Annotated in this window: 20 protein-coding genes; 14 read left to right on the forward strand and 6 right to left on the reverse strand. The window is 63.1% G+C overall.

The window, feature by feature from the left end:
* Positions 1 to 2 precede the first annotated feature (2 nt).
* Both nthB and Q1A91_RS16835 read left to right on the forward strand, forming a co-directional pair.
* Complete coding sequence (nthB, locus tag Q1A91_RS16830; RefSeq protein ID WP_299880089.1) at positions 3 to 677, forward strand: nitrile hydratase subunit beta; 675 nt, start codon at positions 3 to 5, stop codon at positions 675 to 677.
* The gene (locus tag Q1A91_RS16835; protein WP_299880092.1) at positions 674 to 997 is read left to right on the forward strand and encodes a nitrile hydratase accessory protein; all 324 of its coding nucleotides are present in this window, start codon (positions 674 to 676) and stop codon (positions 995 to 997) included. The genes nthB and Q1A91_RS16835 overlap by 4 nt, the downstream gene beginning before the upstream one ends.
* A 146-nt stretch (positions 998 to 1,143) precedes the next feature.
* On the opposite strand, the gene Q1A91_RS16840 is transcribed toward Q1A91_RS16835, so the two are convergent.
* Both Q1A91_RS16840 and Q1A91_RS16845 read right to left on the reverse strand, forming a co-directional pair.
* Positions 1,144 to 1,353 (reverse strand): hypothetical protein, encoded by a 210-nt coding sequence (locus Q1A91_RS16840; RefSeq protein WP_299880095.1) that lies wholly within the window; start codon positions 1,351 to 1,353, stop codon positions 1,144 to 1,146.
* 10 nt (positions 1,354 to 1,363) lie between these two features.
* Positions 1,364 to 1,759 (reverse strand): DUF6524 family protein, encoded by a 396-nt coding sequence (locus tag Q1A91_RS16845; protein ID WP_299880098.1) that lies wholly within the window; start codon positions 1,757 to 1,759, stop codon positions 1,364 to 1,366.
* Between the two features lie 144 nt (positions 1,760 to 1,903).
* On the opposite strand from Q1A91_RS16845, the gene Q1A91_RS16850 reads away from it, so the two are divergent.
* The 4 genes from Q1A91_RS16850 to Q1A91_RS16865 are packed head-to-tail and all read left to right on the forward strand — an operon-like array spanning position 1,904 to position 4,364.
* A complete protein-coding gene (locus Q1A91_RS16850) occupies positions 1,904 to 3,199 on the forward strand; it encodes an adenylosuccinate synthase (protein WP_299880100.1) in 1,296 nt (431 codons plus the stop codon).
* Between the two features lie 12 nt (positions 3,200 to 3,211).
* Positions 3,212 to 3,433, forward strand: coding sequence for a DUF2842 domain-containing protein (locus Q1A91_RS16855; RefSeq protein WP_299880103.1), 222 nt, complete (start codon positions 3,212 to 3,214; stop codon positions 3,431 to 3,433).
* The gene (locus Q1A91_RS16860) at positions 3,430 to 4,194 is read left to right on the forward strand and encodes an alpha/beta fold hydrolase (RefSeq protein ID WP_299880106.1); all 765 of its coding nucleotides are present in this window, start codon (positions 3,430 to 3,432) and stop codon (positions 4,192 to 4,194) included. Before Q1A91_RS16855 ends, Q1A91_RS16860 begins: the two co-directional genes overlap by 4 nt.
* Positions 4,164 to 4,364 (forward strand): hypothetical protein, encoded by a 201-nt coding sequence (locus tag Q1A91_RS16865; RefSeq protein WP_299880109.1) that lies wholly within the window; start codon positions 4,164 to 4,166, stop codon positions 4,362 to 4,364. The genes Q1A91_RS16860 and Q1A91_RS16865 overlap by 31 nt, the downstream gene beginning before the upstream one ends.
* A 53-nt stretch (positions 4,365 to 4,417) precedes the next feature.
* Here Q1A91_RS16865 and Q1A91_RS16870 read toward each other — a convergent pair whose 3' ends face one another.
* Entirely contained in the window at positions 4,418 to 6,724 is a 2,307-nt protein-coding gene (locus Q1A91_RS16870) for a hypothetical protein (protein WP_299880112.1), read from the reverse strand.
* Between the two features lie 140 nt (positions 6,725 to 6,864).
* On the opposite strand from Q1A91_RS16870, the gene Q1A91_RS16875 reads away from it, so the two are divergent.
* On the forward strand, positions 6,865 to 7,548 hold the full coding sequence (locus Q1A91_RS16875) for a thiamine diphosphokinase (RefSeq protein WP_299880114.1): 684 nt from the start codon (positions 6,865 to 6,867) through the stop codon (positions 7,546 to 7,548).
* On the opposite strand, the gene Q1A91_RS16880 is transcribed toward Q1A91_RS16875, so the two are convergent.
* Together Q1A91_RS16880 and Q1A91_RS16885 are read right to left on the reverse strand one after the other, a co-directional pair.
* Positions 7,490 to 8,407 (reverse strand): DMT family transporter, encoded by a 918-nt coding sequence (locus Q1A91_RS16880; RefSeq protein WP_299880115.1) that lies wholly within the window; start codon positions 8,405 to 8,407, stop codon positions 7,490 to 7,492. The two genes, Q1A91_RS16875 and Q1A91_RS16880, sit on opposite strands and share 59 nt — an antisense overlap.
* Before the next feature lie 215 nt (positions 8,408 to 8,622).
* A complete protein-coding gene (locus tag Q1A91_RS16885; protein WP_299880116.1) occupies positions 8,623 to 10,026 on the reverse strand; it encodes a diguanylate cyclase in 1,404 nt (467 codons plus the stop codon).
* A gap of 204 nt (positions 10,027 to 10,230) precedes the next feature.
* Between Q1A91_RS16885 and Q1A91_RS16890 the strand changes: the two genes are divergently transcribed.
* From Q1A91_RS16890 to Q1A91_RS16920, 7 genes are all read left to right on the forward strand, one after another.
* Positions 10,231 to 10,515 carry a DUF3572 domain-containing protein gene (locus Q1A91_RS16890; protein ID WP_299880117.1) on the forward strand — a complete coding sequence of 95 codons (285 nt, stop codon included), beginning with the start codon at positions 10,231 to 10,233 and terminating at the stop codon, positions 10,513 to 10,515.
* Positions 10,512 to 11,213, forward strand: a complete 702-nt coding sequence (locus tag Q1A91_RS16895) for an HAD family hydrolase (protein ID WP_299880118.1) — start codon at positions 10,512 to 10,514, stop codon at positions 11,211 to 11,213. The genes Q1A91_RS16890 and Q1A91_RS16895 overlap by 4 nt, the downstream gene beginning before the upstream one ends.
* 108 nt (positions 11,214 to 11,321) lie before the next feature.
* Positions 11,322 to 12,881, forward strand: coding sequence for a trimethylamine methyltransferase family protein (locus Q1A91_RS16900; protein ID WP_299880119.1), 1,560 nt, complete (start codon positions 11,322 to 11,324; stop codon positions 12,879 to 12,881).
* 105 nt (positions 12,882 to 12,986) lie between these two features.
* Positions 12,987 to 13,574 (forward strand): heme NO-binding domain-containing protein, encoded by a 588-nt coding sequence (locus Q1A91_RS16905; RefSeq protein ID WP_299880120.1) that lies wholly within the window; start codon positions 12,987 to 12,989, stop codon positions 13,572 to 13,574.
* Positions 13,571 to 14,641 (forward strand): diguanylate cyclase, encoded by a 1,071-nt coding sequence (locus tag Q1A91_RS16910; RefSeq protein WP_299880121.1) that lies wholly within the window; start codon positions 13,571 to 13,573, stop codon positions 14,639 to 14,641. Before Q1A91_RS16905 ends, Q1A91_RS16910 begins: the two co-directional genes overlap by 4 nt.
* Positions 14,642 to 14,869: 228 nt before the next feature.
* A complete protein-coding gene (locus Q1A91_RS16915; RefSeq protein WP_299880122.1) occupies positions 14,870 to 15,913 on the forward strand; it encodes a glycosyltransferase family 2 protein in 1,044 nt (347 codons plus the stop codon).
* Complete coding sequence (locus Q1A91_RS16920) at positions 15,910 to 16,854, forward strand: glycosyltransferase (RefSeq protein WP_299880123.1); 945 nt, start codon at positions 15,910 to 15,912, stop codon at positions 16,852 to 16,854. Before Q1A91_RS16915 ends, Q1A91_RS16920 begins: the two co-directional genes overlap by 4 nt.
* A 2-nt stretch (positions 16,855 to 16,856) precedes the next feature.
* Here Q1A91_RS16920 and Q1A91_RS16925 read toward each other — a convergent pair whose 3' ends face one another.
* On the reverse strand, positions 16,857 to 17,606 hold the full coding sequence (locus tag Q1A91_RS16925) for a WecB/TagA/CpsF family glycosyltransferase (protein ID WP_299880124.1): 750 nt from the start codon (positions 17,604 to 17,606) through the stop codon (positions 16,857 to 16,859).
* Positions 17,607 to 17,638: the final 32 nt, after the last annotated feature.

The following is a 17,638-nucleotide window of genomic DNA, read 5'->3' on the forward strand; positions in this document are numbered from 1 at the left end:
AGATGACGCGCGTGCACGACATGGGCGGGCGGTTTGGTGACGGCCCGGTGATCCCGGAAGAGGAAGATGTGATCTTTCACGCCGATTGGCATCCGCGCGCCCTGGCGATCACGGTTGCGATGGGGCCGCTGGGGCAATGGAATCTTGATATGTCGCGCCACGCGCGCGAAGGGCTGCCGCCGAAGGATTACGCGCGGTTTTCCTATTACGAGAAGTGGCTGGCGGGGCTGGCCAATCTGCTGGTTGAGACGGGCGTGGTGACGCGCGATGAGTTGACGGGGGAGGTCGACCCCGCGCCGAGCCCGCTGGCCGAACGCGCGATGCCGGCTGAGAAGGTTGCGGGTATCCTTGCCGCCGGAGGGCCTGCGGATCGGCCAAGCAATGTCGACGCGGTCTTTGCGCCCGGTGATGCGGTGGTCACGCGGGCCTTTGCGGAGAATATGGCTGTTCCCGGTGGTCACACGCGCCTGCCTGCCTATGCGGCCGGGGCACGGGGCCGTATCCTGCGCCTGCATGGGGCGCATATCTTGCCCGACAGCAATGCCCACGGGGCAGGCGAAGCGCCCGAGCCGCTCTATGCGGTGGTGTTTGCGGCGTCCGAATTATGGGCGCATCCCGAGCATCCGGGTGACGAGGTGGTGCTGGATCTGTGGCAGAGCTATCTGGCGCCTGCATGAGCGCGCGTCCCGAGCCGGTGTTTGAAGCGCCCTGGCATGCGCAGGTCTTTGCGCTGACGGTGCATCTGAATGAAGCGGGGCATTTTGGCTGGAGCGACTGGGCGGCACGCTTTGGGGCCACGCTGAAGCGGCACGGCGTTGATCGGGACTTGAACGGAGGCGAGGATTATTTCGCCGCCTGGCTGGAGACGCTGGAGGGGTTTCTGGCAGAGATCGGGATGGCGGATGCGGCGGATGTCGAACGGTTGCGCGGGGCCTGGGAGGCGGCGTATCTGCGCACGCCGCATGGGGCGCCGGTGGCTTTGGGGGAGGATGTGTGAGCCTTTGGCGTGGTCGTCTGCGGCGTCTGACGGCATTGAGCAGCAAAGCTGCATTTGATTTAATTTTTTTGATGAGAGGGTTTTACCCTCTCAAACTCTCCCAGGTTTTTTTTGAACCATTTGGAAGGGGCGGCTGGCTTGGGTGGCTATTTTCGGGTGTAGAGGCCTGCTTTGCGAGCGAAGCGTTTCAGCGCGCCTTTGCGGGGGATCCATGAGGTGATTTCACGGGTGGTGCCTGCGAGGCGGTTGAATTCGTGATTGTCGATGATGCGTTCGGCGCAGCCGCAGCCTTCGCCGGTGGCGACTTTGTCGAAGTAGAATTTTTCGAAGTTCTGGGGTTTGGGGGGCTGGCGCATGTTTTATCTCCTAGTCGTCGACATCGTCCATGTCGGATTGGCCGGAAAGGGCGCGGCGTACGTGGCTCCAGCTGAGGCCGACGCCGAGCACGAGGCTGAGCGCGATGAGCGCGAGCCAGACATTGAAGCTGGAATTGTCGAGCCGCAGCACGCCCAGATCATAGAGCACCCAGAGGCCTGCGCCAACCAAGGCGAGCACCAGGAGCATGCCGAACGCGCCGATAGAGCGCAGGGTGGCGCGCAGGTAGATGATGTAGCCGATGAGCAGCAGCAGGCCCAGCAGGACGGCGATGGAGAGGTTCATGCCGCCGTAGTCTGCGGCCCAGTTGATGTAGTTGTACCGGGTGGGGTTGAAAGTGGCTGCCAGGAGCGCGAAGGCGCAGGGCCAGCGGAGGATGAAACCCATCTGTTTGGTCCTTGTTTTTGTGGTTTTGTAGCGGGGGAGCCGTGGCTTTGTCCATGTGGCAGGTGGTGGGCTGCGTTTTTCCAGTTTCGCCCCCGTCCCGGTGCCGCTATACGGACGCGGGTTTGCTCAGATAGGATACAGTCCATGGCCAATGTCGTTGTTGTCGGTGCTCAGTGGGGAGATGAGGGGAAAGGCAAGATCGTGGATTGGCTGTCTGAACGTGCGGATGTGATTGCGCGGTTTCAGGGCGGGCATAACGCGGGCCATACGCTGGTAATTGATGGGGCTGTGTTCAAGCTGCATGCGCTGCCGTCGGGTGTGGTGCGGGGCGGGAAGTTGTCGGTGATTGGCAACGGCGTGGTCTTGGACCCCTGGCATCTGATGAAAGAGATTGCGACCGTGCGCGCGCAGGGGGTGGAGATTTCACCCCAGACGCTGATGATTGCCGAAAACACGCCGCTTATTCTGCCCATTCACGGAGAGTTGGACCGGGCGCGCGAGGAAGCCGCCAGCAAGGGCACCAAGATTGGCACCACCGGGCGGGGCATTGGGCCTGCCTATGAGGATAAAGTGGGGCGTCGGTCTGTGCGGGTCGCTGATCTGGCCGATGACGCCACGCTGGAGGCGCGGGTGGACCGCGCGTTGCAGCACCATGATCCGCTGCGCAAGGGGCTGGGGATTGAACCGGTGGACCGGGATGCGCTGATCACGGCGCTGCGCGAGATCGCGGTGGAGATCCTGCCCTTTGCGGCGCCGGTTTGGAAGGTGCTGAACGAAAAGCGCAAAGCGGGCAAACGCATCCTGTTTGAAGGGGCGCAGGGCGCGCTGCTGGACATTGATTTTGGCACCTATCCCTTTGTGACCTCGTCGAATGTGATTGCGGGGCAGGCGGCGACAGGTACGGGCATTGGACCCGGTGGCATTGATTATGTGCTGGGCATTGTGAAAGCCTATACCACACGCGTGGGCGAAGGGCCGTTTCCAAGCGAATTGCTGGACGCGGATGGCCAGCGCTTGGGCGAGCGGGGGCATGAGTTTGGCACAACCACCGGGCGCAAGCGGCGTTGTGGGTGGTTTGATGCGGCCTTAGTGCGCCAGACCTGTGTGACCTCTGGTGTGACGGGGATTTCGCTGACAAAGCTCGACGTTTTGGACGGGTTTGAGACGCTGAAGATCTGCGTGGGCTACGACTTGGACGGGCAGCAGGTGGATTATCTGCCGACGGCGGCTGACCAGCAGGCGCGCTGCACACCGATTTATGAGGAAATGCCGGGGTGGTCGCAATCGACCGAAGGGGCACGGTCCTGGGCGGATTTGCCAGCCGAAGCAATCAAATATGTGCGCCGGGTGGAGGAGTTGATTGACTGTCCTGTGGCGCTACTTTCCACCTCACCGGAGCGGGAAGACACGATATTGGTGAAAGACCCGTTCTCTGACTAGGAGGAGGCCGTCATGGCGATGAGTTACAAGGCCCGCAGGCGCTGGTCGCTGGTGGTGCTGTTGGTGGCGCTGCCGCTCTATATTGTCGTGGCGCTGAACGTGATCCAGCTGTTTGACCGACCCCCGTTCTGGGTGGAACTGCTGGTCTATGTGGGGCTTGGCGTGATCTGGGTGTTTCCGTTGAAGGCCGTGTTCAAGGGCGTGGGGCAAGCGGACCCGGACGCGGAGGGGTGAGCCGGGCGCTGCTGGATCAGGGGCATTTGCCTGTCTCCGGCGGGCATGAGATTTACTGGGAAATGGCGGGCAATCCGCAGGGGATACCGGCAGTGGTGCTGCATGGCGGGCCGGGGTCGGGGTGCCGGGACGGGCATTATGATCTGTTCGATCTGACGCGCTACCGGGTGGTGCTGATGGACCAGCGCGGGGCCGGGCGGAGCATCCCGTCGGCGGCTGTGGATATCGCCGCGCTGGACATGAATACAACCGATCACTTGTTGAGCGATATCGAGACGTTGCGGGCGCATCTTGGTGTGGACAAGTGGCTGGTGTTTGGCGGCTCCTGGGGGTCTGCTTTGGGCTTGCTCTATGCGCAGGCGTATGGTGCGCATGTGACGGCTTTGGTGCTGGCGGGCGTGGCCACAACCGCGCGGCGGGATCTGGCGTGGTTGTACGACGATATTGGGAACATGTTTCCCGAAGCGCATGACGCCTTTTGCGCCTTTGTGCCGGAGGCGGGGATGTCTGGGCGCGGATTGCGGCCTATGGCGACGCGCTGCGTGATCCTGCGCGGGCGCAGGCGGCGGCGGATGCCTGGTGCACCTGGGAGTTGGCGATTTTCGGTGCGGATTTTGAGAGCGCAGGTGGGAACTGGGCGGATCCGGCGTACCGCGTGGGGTTTGCGCGGGTGTGTACGCATTACTTTCGCAACGGCTGCTTCCGGGAAGACAAGGCGATTGAGCGTGATATGCAGCGGATTGCCGATCTGCCGGGGGTGATGATCCACAGCCGGTTTGATCCGTCCTGCCCGCTGCGCGCACCCTGGGCATTGGCCAAGATGTGGCCTGCGGCACGGCTGGAGGTGCTGGGGGGCACTGCCCATTCGGCGCTGTCTGATGAGATCTCAGCCCGTATTCGCGTGGCGACGGATGGGTTTGCAGGCGCGTAAACAGCAAAAAGGCGACAGTTTCCTGCCGCCTTTTCTGTCGTGATGTGAAGGGCTTAGCCTGCGGCGCGTTCGTCCGGGCGGTAGCCGATGTCCTCTGAGACGGTGAAACGTCCGCCTTTGATTTTCTCAATCTTGCCGGAGCGCAGAAGCTGGCCGAAAGAGCGCAAACCATCTTCGCGGCTGAATTCGCCGCTGGGGCCTGCCTGACGGACTTTGGTCATCAGCTGCGGGCGGGAGAATTCCTCGCGGCCCTCAACGAATGACATGTAGGAGGCCGCGGCTTCGAGAAGCTCGGGCAGCTTGGTCGCACCGAGGTCGGAGGCATAATCGGCAAAGCTGTCGGCATCGCCCGGCTCCGGTGTGGCATCGGCCACGGCAGACACGCGGCGCGGGCGCACGGGGCCTGCATCGCTGGGCTGGTCGATATCAACACGCTGTTCTGCAACCAGTTTCAGAGGTGCCGGGCGGCCTTCGCCGGGGCGTGCGGTGCGGCGGCCATCGCCGGGGGCTTCGGGGCGACGGGGGCGAACCACGTCGGCCAGATCGCTGCGATAGGCGTTGGCGTCTTTCTTGGCGGCGTCATCGGCTTCCATGGTGCCGTCTGCCTTGCGGGCGGCAACGGCCGCGCGCAGATGGGCAAAGGCGTCGCGGCGCGTGGCGCTTTCGGGCTCGTCCATCTGGCTGTCGGTTTCCGCCATCAGGCGGTTCATGTCGCTGTTTTCGCTCTCATCCAGGCTGGGCAGGACGCTGCGAGCAGCGGCAGGCTGGTCTTCTTCTGCGGCCTCAACAGTGGCCTCATCAGCGCTGTCGTCAGGCTCGGCTTCAAGCTCCTGTACCTCTGCGGTGACGGGTTCCTCAAAGGTCGTGTCGACGTCTTCAGCAACCAGATCCTCGGCTTCTGGGATCGCCGCCTCATCTGGGTCTTCGCCTTTGATGTCGGCTTCAAGCTCTGCCAGTTCGCGCACCAGATCGGCTTCTTCCTCGGCAGAGAGGGAGGAGCTTGCGGTTTTCGCGGGGGCCACATCGTCCAGCGCGGGGATCGCGTCTGATGTCGTGTCCTCTTCTGCGCTGTCGGAATCGTATTCTTCCAGATCGCCTTTTTCGATGGCGGCTTCCAGATCGGCGCGTTTGACCTTGATGACGCGGGCACGTGTGCCTTCGGCATCTGCCTCCGGGGCCTCGGCGGTGTCGCCTTCGGCCTCAAAGAGGTTGTCGAGCGCGCTGCTGATTTCCGCATCCGTGGTATCCGCGGCGGCGTCCGCCTCCGTCTCTGCGGTGGTGTCTGCGGCGTCTTCATCGCTGGCGGAGCCGTCGAGGCGGCTCAGCATCGCGGTCAGTTCGTCTTCGGCACCGGCGTCATCCGCGTCGGCCTGTGCCGTTGCGGCGTCATCTGCCTCCAGCGCGTCTTCGATGTCGGCGCGGGCCTGGGCAATCACGCCGTCGTCGGGGTCTTCGCCCTCATCTTCAACCTCTGCGGCGACGGTGTCGTCTGTCAGGACTGCGTCGTCAGCCTCGGCTTCGACCTCGGCATGTTCGTCTTCGAGGTAATCGTCATCCTCCTCCGCATCGCTTTGACGGGCGACAACGGCGCGGATGCGCTCAAGCTTGGCGGCGATGCTGTCGGGTTCCGGCGCAGGCGCTGGTGGCACGTCTTCTGCTACGGGTGCATCGTCTTGCATTGCTTCGTTCGAGGACACGAGGGTCAGCGGGGTGACCGCACCCTCATCCTCATCCAGCATGTCGTTTTCCAGATCAGCGGTCGGGCTTTCGGCAAAGAAGGCCTCAACCTCGGCATCGGGCTGGCCGGGGACGATATCGTTTTCGTCTTCTTCAAAGCTGTCCTGACCGGCAATCGCGGCGGGTGCTTCGGGTGCGGCAGCGGGGGCGTCTTCGGCCACGGCTTCTTCTGCCACGGGCGCGTCCGGCTGGACGGCAGGAGCGGCGGGTTCTTCAGCCACGGTTGCCGGTGCCGCCTCAACAGGGGGTGGTGGGGCAGGGGCTTCAACAACCGGTTGCGCAGCAGCAGTGGTGGTCGCCACGGTCGCGGCCGCAAGGGCTGCTGTCGTGTCGGGCGCCGGGGCTGCTTCTGGGGCTGTGGCGGTCTGGTCTTCCAGCGCGCTCAACACGATTTTTCCATCGTGTTCACGGGCTTCGACACGGCGCGAAATCTCTTTCTGGGCGATCCGCGCCAGCATTTCCGCGTCAGGCTGCGGAGGCTCGGCACCGAAGTAGCGGTCATCCGCAGCCAGATCGCGGAAATACTCCGCAATCGCCTTCATCGTGCCAAAGGAATCGTCGAAACCTTCCAGGGTGCACGAGAAAGTACCGTAGGATACCGTTAAAATTTTATTGTTACTCATCATCGGATGCTCGTCCTCTGCGGTTTTGCAGCCTATCGTTTACCACGATGTCCAAGACCAAAGCGGCCCGAATCTGTGCCAGCTAGCGTATCATTTCAAGGCGAGATTGTGATCTGTTTCCAAAAGTCGAAGAATGCGGGATGATTCCAGTGATTGTTGAACGTGATGCGCCGGTGACCCTGATCGGTGGGGGAGAGGCTACGTCAGAAGACCTGCACAAAGCGTTAATGCTGGCCCCGCATTGCGTTGCAGCGGACGGGGGGGCGGTGCTTGCGCTCGCCGCCGGGCAGATGCCGGAAGCGGTGATTGGCGATTTTGACAGCTTGCCGCCGGAGGTGGCAGCGGCCATTCCGAAGGACCGGCTGCACAGGGTGGCAGAACAGGACAGCACGGATTTTGCCAAGTGCCTCATGCGGATACGGGCGCCGCTGATCCTGGGTGTCGGGTTTCTGGGGCAGCGGATTGATCACCAGTTGGCGGCGCTGAACACCTTGGTGGTGTTTGGGCATCAGCGGTGCGTCTTGCTGGGGGGGGATGAGATTGTTTTTCATGCACCGCCCCGGATGCGGCTGGAGATGGCGGCGGGGGATGTTGTCTCCCTCTTTCCGATGCAGGCGGTGACGGGGCGCAGCACGGGGCTGGAATGGCCGATTGACGGGCTTGATTTTGCGCCGGGTCACAGGGCAGGCACATCAAACCGCGCAACCGGGCCGGTGACGCTGGAGATGGACGGGCCGGGGATGCTGGTGATGCTGCCGCGGCGGCTTATTCAGCAGGTGTCGCGGCTGCCTGCTGACGCTCGGTGGCCCGCTCGCGCAGGATGATGTAGATGCCTGCGGCCATGGTGATCACCATGCCAAGGGCGGCAAGGGTATTGGGCAGGTCATCAAAGATTACCAGTCCCAGCAGGGCGGCAATGGGGATTTCGAGGTATTGCATCGGCGCCAGCGTGGCGGAGGGTGCATAGCGCAGCGACCATGTCATCAACAGATGCGCACCGGTGCCCAGCACGCCGATGGACAAGAGCAGCGCCCATTGCTCCGGGTCGGGAGAGATCATTTCGATCACCGGGATATTGGCGGTGGTGCCCCAGATGAGGAAAGGCGTGATCAGCACAACGGCCATGACACCGCTGACGGCTTGCAGGCTGATCGGGTCGGTTTCCTTGGCGATCTGGCGGGTGATCAGCATAAAGACGGAGAAATTGGCGGCGACAAAGACCGGCAGCAGGGCGGGCCAGCCGACTTCGGCAAAGCTGGGCTGGACCACAAGCAGGGTGCCGCCAAAGCCCGCGATGCAGGCCAGCAGGCGGCGATGGCCGACGGTTTCGTTCAGGATAAAGCGGCCCAGCAGCAGCATGAAGAACGGCATGACAAAGACAATCGCCACGGCATCGGCAAGGGGCAGGTAGCGCAATGCGGTGAACATCGCGCCAATGCCGAGGATGTGGAGGATGGTGCGCAGCAGCGTCAGCCAGAACACGCGCCCCTGCGTCCGCCAGATCCGCCCGGTCGCCCAGACCAGCGGAATGAGGACTATTGCCTGCAAGGCGAAGCGCAGCAGCACCACCTGACCCAGCGGGACGGAGTTGCCCAACAGCTTGGCCACCGCGTCCCCAATTGGCGCGACGATACAAAATCCCAGCATCAGGGCAATGCCAAGCAGAGGTTTGTCTTTGGTCATGGAAAGTGTCTAAAGCCTCGGCTGAGGGGGTGCAACGATAGGTTGCATAAATTGCGCTGGAGTCGCGTTTCCAAGCCGAAAGGCGGGCAGATCGTGGGCATGACGGCGGTTTATCGCCGGTTTTGGGGCGGGTCAAACGCGGGCCAACTCGGTTGGGGGAGGTCAGGGTGGCGGCACGGGGGGAAACCGGGCCGAAGGCGGCGCGAATCGTTTCCCTAGGCGGCGGGACGGCCGAGCGTGACCTGATTGCGCCCGCGTCCCTTGGCGGCATAGAGCGCCTTGTCCGCACGGTCGAGCAGGCTTTCCCCGGTCAGGGGGACGTTGTCGGAGGCCGGATTTGCGGGATCGGCGTAGGCCATGCCGATGCTGATGGTCACGTTGATCGGATCGGGATGGCCGGGCACCCGGATGGGGCGGGCCGCGACCACGTCGCAGATGCGCATCGCGGCACGGCGGGCTTCGTTGAGGGTGGTGGCGGGCATCACGACCATGAATTCCTCCCCCCCGATGCGGGAGACCATGTCGCTGCTGCGCAGCGCGGCGCGCAGCCGGGCCGCGACTTCAACCAGCACCGCATCACCGGAGGCATGACCATAGAGGTCGTTGACCCGTTTGAAGTGATCCAGATCAGCGGCCAGCACGGCAAAGGAGTGCCCGGTGTTGTCGGCGTGTTCGGCCATCTCATTGAGGTGGGGCATCGCATAGCGGCGGTTGTGCAAGCCGGTGAGCGGATCAAAGACCGCCGCCTGTAGCCCTGTGCGGACGGAAGCGCGCAATTGCGCCTGCATGCGTTTGGCCCGCAGCAGGGCCCGAAAACGCAGGGCCAGTTCGGCGGCATCGAAGCCTTCGCTCATCAGATCATCGGCGCCGAGGTCCAGCGCCTGCGCGCCCAGCGCCGGATCGGGCTGGGTTTGCAGCACCAGCACCCCGGCATGCCGGGTGGAGGCATGGGCGCGCAGTTCTGCAATCAGCCGCAGCTGGTTCAGCGCCATGGCGGGATCACGGGGCAGAGCGAGCACAAAAACGTCAACTTCGGATTGCGCGGCGGCATGGCGCGTCGCTTCCGCCGTGGAGACCAGGGTGAGGCGGGCGCGCAGCGTGGGGCGCAGTCTGGCCGCCCATTTCTGCAACAGCGCGCTGTCCTGTCCGACAAGGATGCAGTGGCCCTTGGGTTCAAACGCCTGTTCGGGTTCGGCAAGGCCAAGCACGCGGCTGGCGTCCCCGCGCACCTGCCATTCGGCTGCCGCGTTGTGGGCGCGGATCACGCTGCGGACCCGGCCCAGCAACAGCGTATCGTCCACCGGCTTGTGCAGCACATCCTGCACCCCCCGTTGCAGCGCAGAGAGCCGTGCGGCGTTGTCGGGGTGGGCGGCGATGGCGATGACCGGCACAACTTCGGTATCGGGGGCCGCGCGCAGGGCCGCGCTGAGCTTGCCCGCGCAGCCATCCGGCAGGCAGAGCGCGCTGAGGATCAGATCCGGGGTGCGGTCCCGGGCGATCTCAAGCGCGTCTGCCATCGTGCCGGCTTGCAGCACCTCGTAAAAGGCCGAAGCCAGTTTGACCTTCAGAACAATGCGATTGGTGGCAATCGCGTCGACGATCAGGATTTTGCCCTGCACGATGTTACCTTTCGCTGCTGCGCCCCCGCAGTATCCGCGAAGAAACCGGTGTCTGCCCTGAACCCGCACATCGCTGTGGCATTCGTTTCAGACAGCGCGTCCCTATGCTGAAGTCTGCATGCGCTAATTCTGTTTCCATGCCTCTGTTCTTGTGCGAATTGGTTAACAAAGCGTTTCCAACCTTCTTAAATGTGGACAGAGCAAATGACCTTTACGCAAGAATCCGCCGAGACGCTGGCGCTCAAAGCGCTGGGATGGCTGGCGGCCAATGATGATTTATTGCCTGTTTTCCTGGGCAATACCGGTGCCAGCGAGGCAGATGTGCGCAACCTGGCAGGGGATGCGACGTTTCTGGGGTCGGTTCTGGATTTCTTAATGATGGATGACGCCTGGGTGATCGGGTTCTGCGATGATGCGCAGTTGCCCTATGAGAGCGTAATGGGCGCACGGGCGGCCTTGCCGGGCGGGGAACAGGTGAACTGGACATGAGTGCTTTTCGCGGGATCGTGTTTGACAAGGACGGAACGCTCTTTGATTTCGCCTCGACCTGGGAAGTCTGGGCGCAGGGGTTTCTGGCGCGCTTGTGTGACGGTGACCGCGCGGCGGCAGCGGCGCTGGGGGCCAGCATCGGGTTTGACTATAACGCCCGGAGATTCGCGCCCGACAGCGTGGTGATTGCCGCCACGCCCGGTGACATCGTGAGCGCGATGCTGCCGCAGATGCCGGGCTGGGCGCCTGAGGCCTTGCTGGATGTGATCAACGATGAGGCGGCAAAGGCGGTGCAGGCCCCTGCGGTGCCGCTGGTGCCGTTTCTGCAAGGCTTGCGGGGTGCTGGGTATCATCTGGGCGTGGCGACCAATGATGCAGAGATGCCCGCGCGGGCGCATCTGGATCAGGCCGGGGTGACGGGGCTGTTTGATTTCATCGCAGGATTTGACAGTGGCCATGGGGGCAAACCCGCGCCGGGGCAATTGCTGGCGTTTACCGCCCATACCGGTCTTGCGCCGGAGGTCTGCGTGATGGTGGGTGACAGTGCCCATGACCTGCATGCAGGGCGCGCGGCGGGCATGGCCTGTGTCGGCGTGCTGACCGGGATTGCAGGGCATGATGATCTGGCCCCCCATGCGGATGTGGTCATGCCCGACATCGGCGGTCTGCCGGATTGGCTGGCCGGGCAGGGGGCCTGACCCCGCCAAGGTGCCTGCGCAACAAAAGCGACACAAGTCGTCGCGAATGGAAAGGCCCGCGCGCAGCGGCGCTGTCCTACTGACCGAAGAACCAGAAGGGGATCGGTCATGGCGGATGGAGCAGCACGCAAAACACGCGGCGGTGGGCGCGCAGGCGCACGGGCACGGCGCGGGGCGGCGGTGATTGAGCAGATGCCATGGGCACCGCCCGTGAACATTGATCGTCCGACGGAGCCCTTGAGCGAAGAGGGTGTGGAGGCGATCCACGACGGGGCGATGCGCATCCTCGAAGAGGTGGGGATCGAGATTCTCAATACCGAAGCCCATGCAATCCTGAAAAAGGCAGGCTGCACCGCAGATGGGGACAACATCCGCATGGGCCGTGATTTTGTCATGGAGTGGATCGGCAAGGCCCCTTCGGAGTTCGTGCTGACCCCGCGCAACCCGGACCGGGCGATCACGATTGGCGGGCGCAATCTGGTGTTCGGGAATGTGTCCTCTCCGCCGAACTACTGGGATATGAACCTGGGCAAGAAGGTGCCCGGCACGCGGGAGATGTGCCGCGATCTGCTGCGGCTGACGCAGTATTTCAACTGTATCCACTTTGCGGGGGGGTATCCGGTGGAACCGGTGGATGTGCATGCTTCTGTGCGGCATCTGGATGTGCTGTTCGACAAGCTGACGCTGACCGACAAGGTCATGCACGCCTATAGCCTCGGCACCGAGCGGGTGGAGGACGTGATGGAGATGGTCCGCATTGCAGGCGGGCTGAGCCATGACGAATTCGACGCCAAGCCGCATATGTACACCAACATCAATTCCACCTCGCCGCTGAAACACGATATTCCGATGCTGGACGGCTGGATGCGGCTGGCGCGGCGGGGGCAGGGGTTGGTGGTCACGCCTTTCACGCTGGCCGGCGCCATGGCCCCGGTGACGATGGCGGGCGCTGTCGCGCAGAGCATTGCGGAGGCGCTGATTGCGGTGGTGCTGGCGCAGATCATCCGACCGGGGTGTCCCTGCGCGATTGGCACGTTCACCTCCAACGTCGATATGAAATCCGGCGCGCCGGCCTTTGGCACGCCGGAATATATGCGCGCCACGCAGATGACCGGGCAGATGGCGCGGTATTACAACCTGCCGCTGCGGTCGTCGGGCGTTTGTGCGGCCAATGTGCCGGACGGGCAGGCGATGTGGGAGACGTCAAATTCCCTTTGGGCGGCAGTGCAGTCGGGGACCAACATGGTTTATCACGCGGCGGGATGGCTGGAGGGCGGGCTGATCGCCTCGCCCGAGAAGTTCATCATGGATTGTGAGGTGCTCCAGCAGATCCAGCGCTACATGGATCCGGCGATCTGCGCGACGGGGCCGGATGAAATTGCCTTGGATGCGATTAAATCTGTCGGTAATCAGGGGCATTTCTTTGGCATTGAGCACACGCAGGAACGCTACACCACGGCGTTCTACCAGCCGTTCCTGTCGGACTGGCGCAATTATGAGGGCTGGGAAGTGGCTGGCGGCATTTGGACGGCGGAGCGTGCGCATCATATGTTCAAGGAGATCGTGGCGAGTTTTGAGCCGCCAGAGATGGACATCGCCATCCGCGATGAACTGACGGAGTTTGTGGCGCGCCGCAAAGCCGAAGGCGGCGCGCCGACGGATTTCTGACCGGGGGCGCTGCTTCTGAACAACTTTTCAAAAATTCGAAGGTCAGCGACTTCTTAACTTCTGCGCGCCACAGTCCCCCATTGGGAAAGATGGGAGAGTGCGTTCATGCACGGTCTGATAAACCGCAGCATTCAGAATTTTGTCACGGACAGCTATGGCAGGCAGTCCTGGGTGGATGTTGCGTTGAACGCGCGGCTGGGGTTCATCGATTTCGAAGGCATGCTGATGTACAAGACGCCGCTGACACCGCGCATCGTGGATGCGATGTGCGCGGTGTTGATGCGCCCGCGTGGCGATATGCTGGAGGATCTGGGCACCTATCTGGTGTCCCATCCAAGGCTGGAAAGCGTGCGGCGGTTGCTGCGCTTTGGCGGTGTGGATTTCGAAGACTTCCTGCATTCGCTGGATGATCTGCCGGACCGCGCCCGTCTTGCGCTGCCGGATCTGGTGCTGCCGTCGGTTGAATTGCATGCCGAGGGGGAAGGGCATTTCAATCTGATCTGTGAAGCGTCACTGGTGGGGTACGGGCATGTGATGCTGGGTGTGCTGCGGGCGATGGCCGATGACTATGGCGCGCTGGTGGTGTTGGAGCACTGCGGGCACGCGCAGGGGGTCGAGACGATCACCATCAAGCTGGTCGAAACAGATTTTGCCGAAGGCCGGCAGTTTCAGCTGGGAGCAACCATCGCATGAACGCGCCCAGTGGATCGTCCCTTCACCACAACAAGAGCCGGCATGGCGGGCTGACCTCGCATGTGCTGGATGTGCTGTGTCCAATGCATCTGATCGTGGATGCCGAGGGCGATGTCATCCATCTGGGGCCGACATTGCGCAAGATGTTTGCAGGCCTGGGGGTCGTGGGGGAACCCTTTCTGGAGACATTTGATCTGCAACGCCCGCGCGGCGTCACCGCGATCACGGATCTGCGCCTTGCGGAAGGGACGAAGCTGCATCTTGTTGTGCGCCAGCCCCCGCAGACTGCGCTGAAAGGGGTTGTGGTGCCGATGGACGGTGCGGCGGGAAATCTGGTGGTGAACCTGTCCTTCGGCATTTCGATCATGGATGGCGTGCGGGACTTTGCCCTGTCGAACGCGGATTTCGCCGCAACCGATCTGGCGATCGAAATGCTCTATCTGATGGAGGCGAAAAGTGCTGCGATGGAAGCCTCCCGCAAGCTGAACCTGCGGTTGCAGGGGGCCAAGACGCTGGCGGAAGAGGCGGCGATGACCGACACGCTGACGGGGTTGAAGAACCGCCGGGCGATGGATCAGATCCTGACCGTGCTGGTGGAAGGGCGCACGCCTTTTGCGGTGATGCACATTGATCTGGATTTCTTCAAGGCGGTCAATGACACGCTGGGGCATGCGGCGGGCGATCATGTGTTGCAGGTCGCTGCCGGGATCATGATTGAGGAAACCCGCGAAAGCGATGTGGTTGCACGGGTTGGCGGGGATGAGTTCACCATTCTGCTGCCCAACGTCAGCAACGAAGACACCCTGCGGCGGGTCGGCCAACGGATCATCGACCGATTGTGCGAACCCATCCCGTTTGGCGAAGCCGTCTGCCGGGTATCGGCCAGCATCGGCACGGTCTGGATTGAGCATGGCGAACGGCCCAGCATACCCGACCTGCTGGAGAATGCAGATGTCGCGCTTTACGCTTCCAAACATGCAGGACGGGCGTGCCAGACGCTCTACACGCCGGAACTGCGGTCCAAACCGCATCTGAGACAACCGCCGCCTGGCCGGCGCGGAGGGTGAGGCAGGTTGCGATGGACATGACCCGCAGGCTGCGACCGCGCCCCCACATCCTGCGCGTCTTGCGAAAGGGAGCATCTGTCAAAGCGCTGAATGCACCAGCCTTCCGCGCGCCTGACACCCCAAGGTCGAAAACACCCTGCGCCGTTTCGCAGATGCGCTGACATCAAAGACGTGCCACAAGCGGGCAAGACAGTGGACGGACGTCCGGCACTGTCGTATCAGGCGCGCATGAAACGCCTTTCCCATCTTTGGCAACGTCTGAAATACCGCGTGACGGAACCTGTGAAAGAGGCGCGTTTCAGGCGGTCCATCACGCATATCCATGGGCCGCAGGTATTGGACGTGGCCCCCGATGATGTGGTGTTGCTCGCCCCTGTGCAGAACGGCAGCTATTACCTTGATACCTTCTTTGCCCATTACCGCGCGATGGGGGTGAAGCATTTTGTCTTTCTCGACAACGGTTCAACCGATGACACGCTGGACCGCATCCGGGCAGAGCCGGGCACGGTCATCGACCATTGTCCGCTGCCGCTGGGGGCTTATGAGCACATGATGCGCGGGTATCTGGCGCAGACCTATGGGCAGAACCGCTGGTGTCTCTATGTGGACATGGACGAAATCCTCGATTTCGAGGGGCGCGAAAGGCATGGCATTCAGGCGCTGACCCGGTACATGGCGGCACAGGGCCATACTGCCATGATGGCGCAGATGTTGGAGATGTTCCCCAAGGCGCCGCTGGCGGAGGTCGCTGATCTGGCTTTCGACCGGGTTCAGGAAGAATTCAGCTACTATGATATCAGCACGCTGACGCGCTACGGCTATCATGCGCCGGACAATCCGCTGGCGGATTTGCTGATAGAGAATGAGGTGACAAACCCGGACATCCCCTTCTGTTTTGGCGGGGTGCGGGGCAAGGTGTTTGGGGAGGATTGTTGTCTGACCAAGCATCCGCTGATCTTTAACGGTCCCGGCGTGACGCCGGCACCACATCCGCATCTGTCCAAGGGGGTGCGCTGTTCGGACCTGACGGTTGTTCTCAAGCACTACAAGTTTGCCAATGATCCGCGCGGGCGGGATGCCGCATCGCTGCAAGGGGGGGTATTGGGCCATGGGGAGGATGAGAAACGCGCGTCGCGGATGGGGGCGGATCCGGCGCTGACGCTGTTCTCTCTTGATGCGCGGCCATGGAACCGGGTGGCGTTGCTGCGCCGGGCCGGGTTCTTGCAGGGGTCGGCGGCCTATGACCGCTTTGTGGAGGAGGGCGCGCCGTGAGCATCGCGGCGGTGGTGATTGGCCGCAATGAGGGCGCGCGGCTGGTTGCGTGCCTTGAGGCGCTGGAGGGGCAGGTGGACCGGGTGGTCTATGTCGACAGCGGCTCGGACGATGGATCGGTGGCCCATGCGCGCCAGACCGGGGCAGAAGTGGTTGCGCTGGACATGACGCAGCCCTTTACCGCCGCCCGTGCGCGGAATGCAGGTGTGGCGGCGCTGGGCGCGGATGTGACCTATATCCAGTTTCTGGATGGCGATTGTGCCCTGCGCGCCGGGTGGATCGACGTGGCGCGCGCGCATCTTGATGCGCATCCGGAAGGTGCTGTGGTCTGTGGGCGCAGGCGCGAACGTGCGCCGGAGGCCTCTGTTTATAACGGGTTGATTGATGCGGAGTGGGATACGCCCGTGGGGGAGGCCAAAGCCTGCGGGGGCGATGCGCTGATGCGGGCCGAGGCCGTGCGGCAGGTCGGGGGGTATCGCGACAGCCTGATCGCCGGGGAAGAGCCGGAGCTTTGTGTGCGCCTGCGGCAGGCCGGTTGGCAGATCTGGCGGCTGGATGCGGAGATGACCTGGCATGACGCGGACATCCACCGATTCGGGCAGTGGTGGCGCCGCAGCAAGCGGGCAGGCCATGCCTTTGCCGAAGGGGCGGCCCTGCATGGTGCGCCGCCAGAACGGCATTGGGTGCAAGAAACCCGGCGCGCCGTGATCTGGGGCGGTGTTCTGCCTTTGGCGATCCTGCTGGCCGCACTGCTGACTGGACCTGCCGCCTTGCTTTTGCTGTTGATCTACCCCGCACAGGTGTTGCGGCTGGGGCGGCGCGACGGCTGGCGCCAAGGCCTGTTTTCGGTGGTTGGCAAATTCGCGGAATGCGCGGGGGTGCTGACCTTCCATTGGCGGCGGTTGCGGAACCGCGATGCGCAGCTGATCGAGTACAAGTAGCGTTACCTGCGCCGTTGCAGGGCCTCGAGGAACAATCCCGGCAGGATCGCGAAACACTTGGCATAACGCGGCACCATGCGTCTGGGGCTTTGCGCGGCACGCCACAGCCATTCCAGCGCCAGCATGCGCATCAGGCGCGGTGCGCGGACCTGATGGCCGGAGAGGAAATCCAGCCCCGCCCCGATGGAGGCAAAGCCGACGTTTGGTGCGATCTTGCGGCCTCGGGCGGCAAAGACCTCCTGTTTGGGGGCGCCAAGTGCGATGAAGCACAGGCCTGCACCGCTGTCTGCAAGCTCGGCAAGGATCGCATCCGCCACATCGCCGGAGGGATCAAACCCGTAGGGCGGCGCATGGGTGAACGCCACGCGCAGGTCAGCGACCCGGGCGCAGAGCGCTGTCGCGGCCCCGGCAAGAGCTTCGTCACTGCTGCCGATCAGGGCCACGGGCACGTTTGATCGGGCGGCCAGTTCGCACAAGGGCACGATCATGTCCGAGCCGGGCATCAGTTCCAGCGGCTGATGCGCCAGATGGGACAGCCAGACGATGGGCCGCCCGTCCGCCACCACCAGATCATGGGCTTTGTAGGCGTCGGCAAAGACGGGATCGACGGGCAGTTTGGTCAGGTGATCGAGGTTGAGCGTGGCAAGCGCGAATCCCTCGCCCGCCGTCAGGCGCCGCGTCACTTCGTGAAACAATGCCGCCTGTGTGGCGATATTTACCTCAATGCTGGCACTGCCCTTGCCAAAATTCATATGGCTATCCCCGTGCAGACCCGGCGTAGCCG

It is taken from the genome of uncultured Sulfitobacter sp., assembly GCF_947500075.1.
Classification (GTDB): Bacteria; Pseudomonadota; Alphaproteobacteria; order Rhodobacterales; family Rhodobacteraceae; genus Sulfitobacter.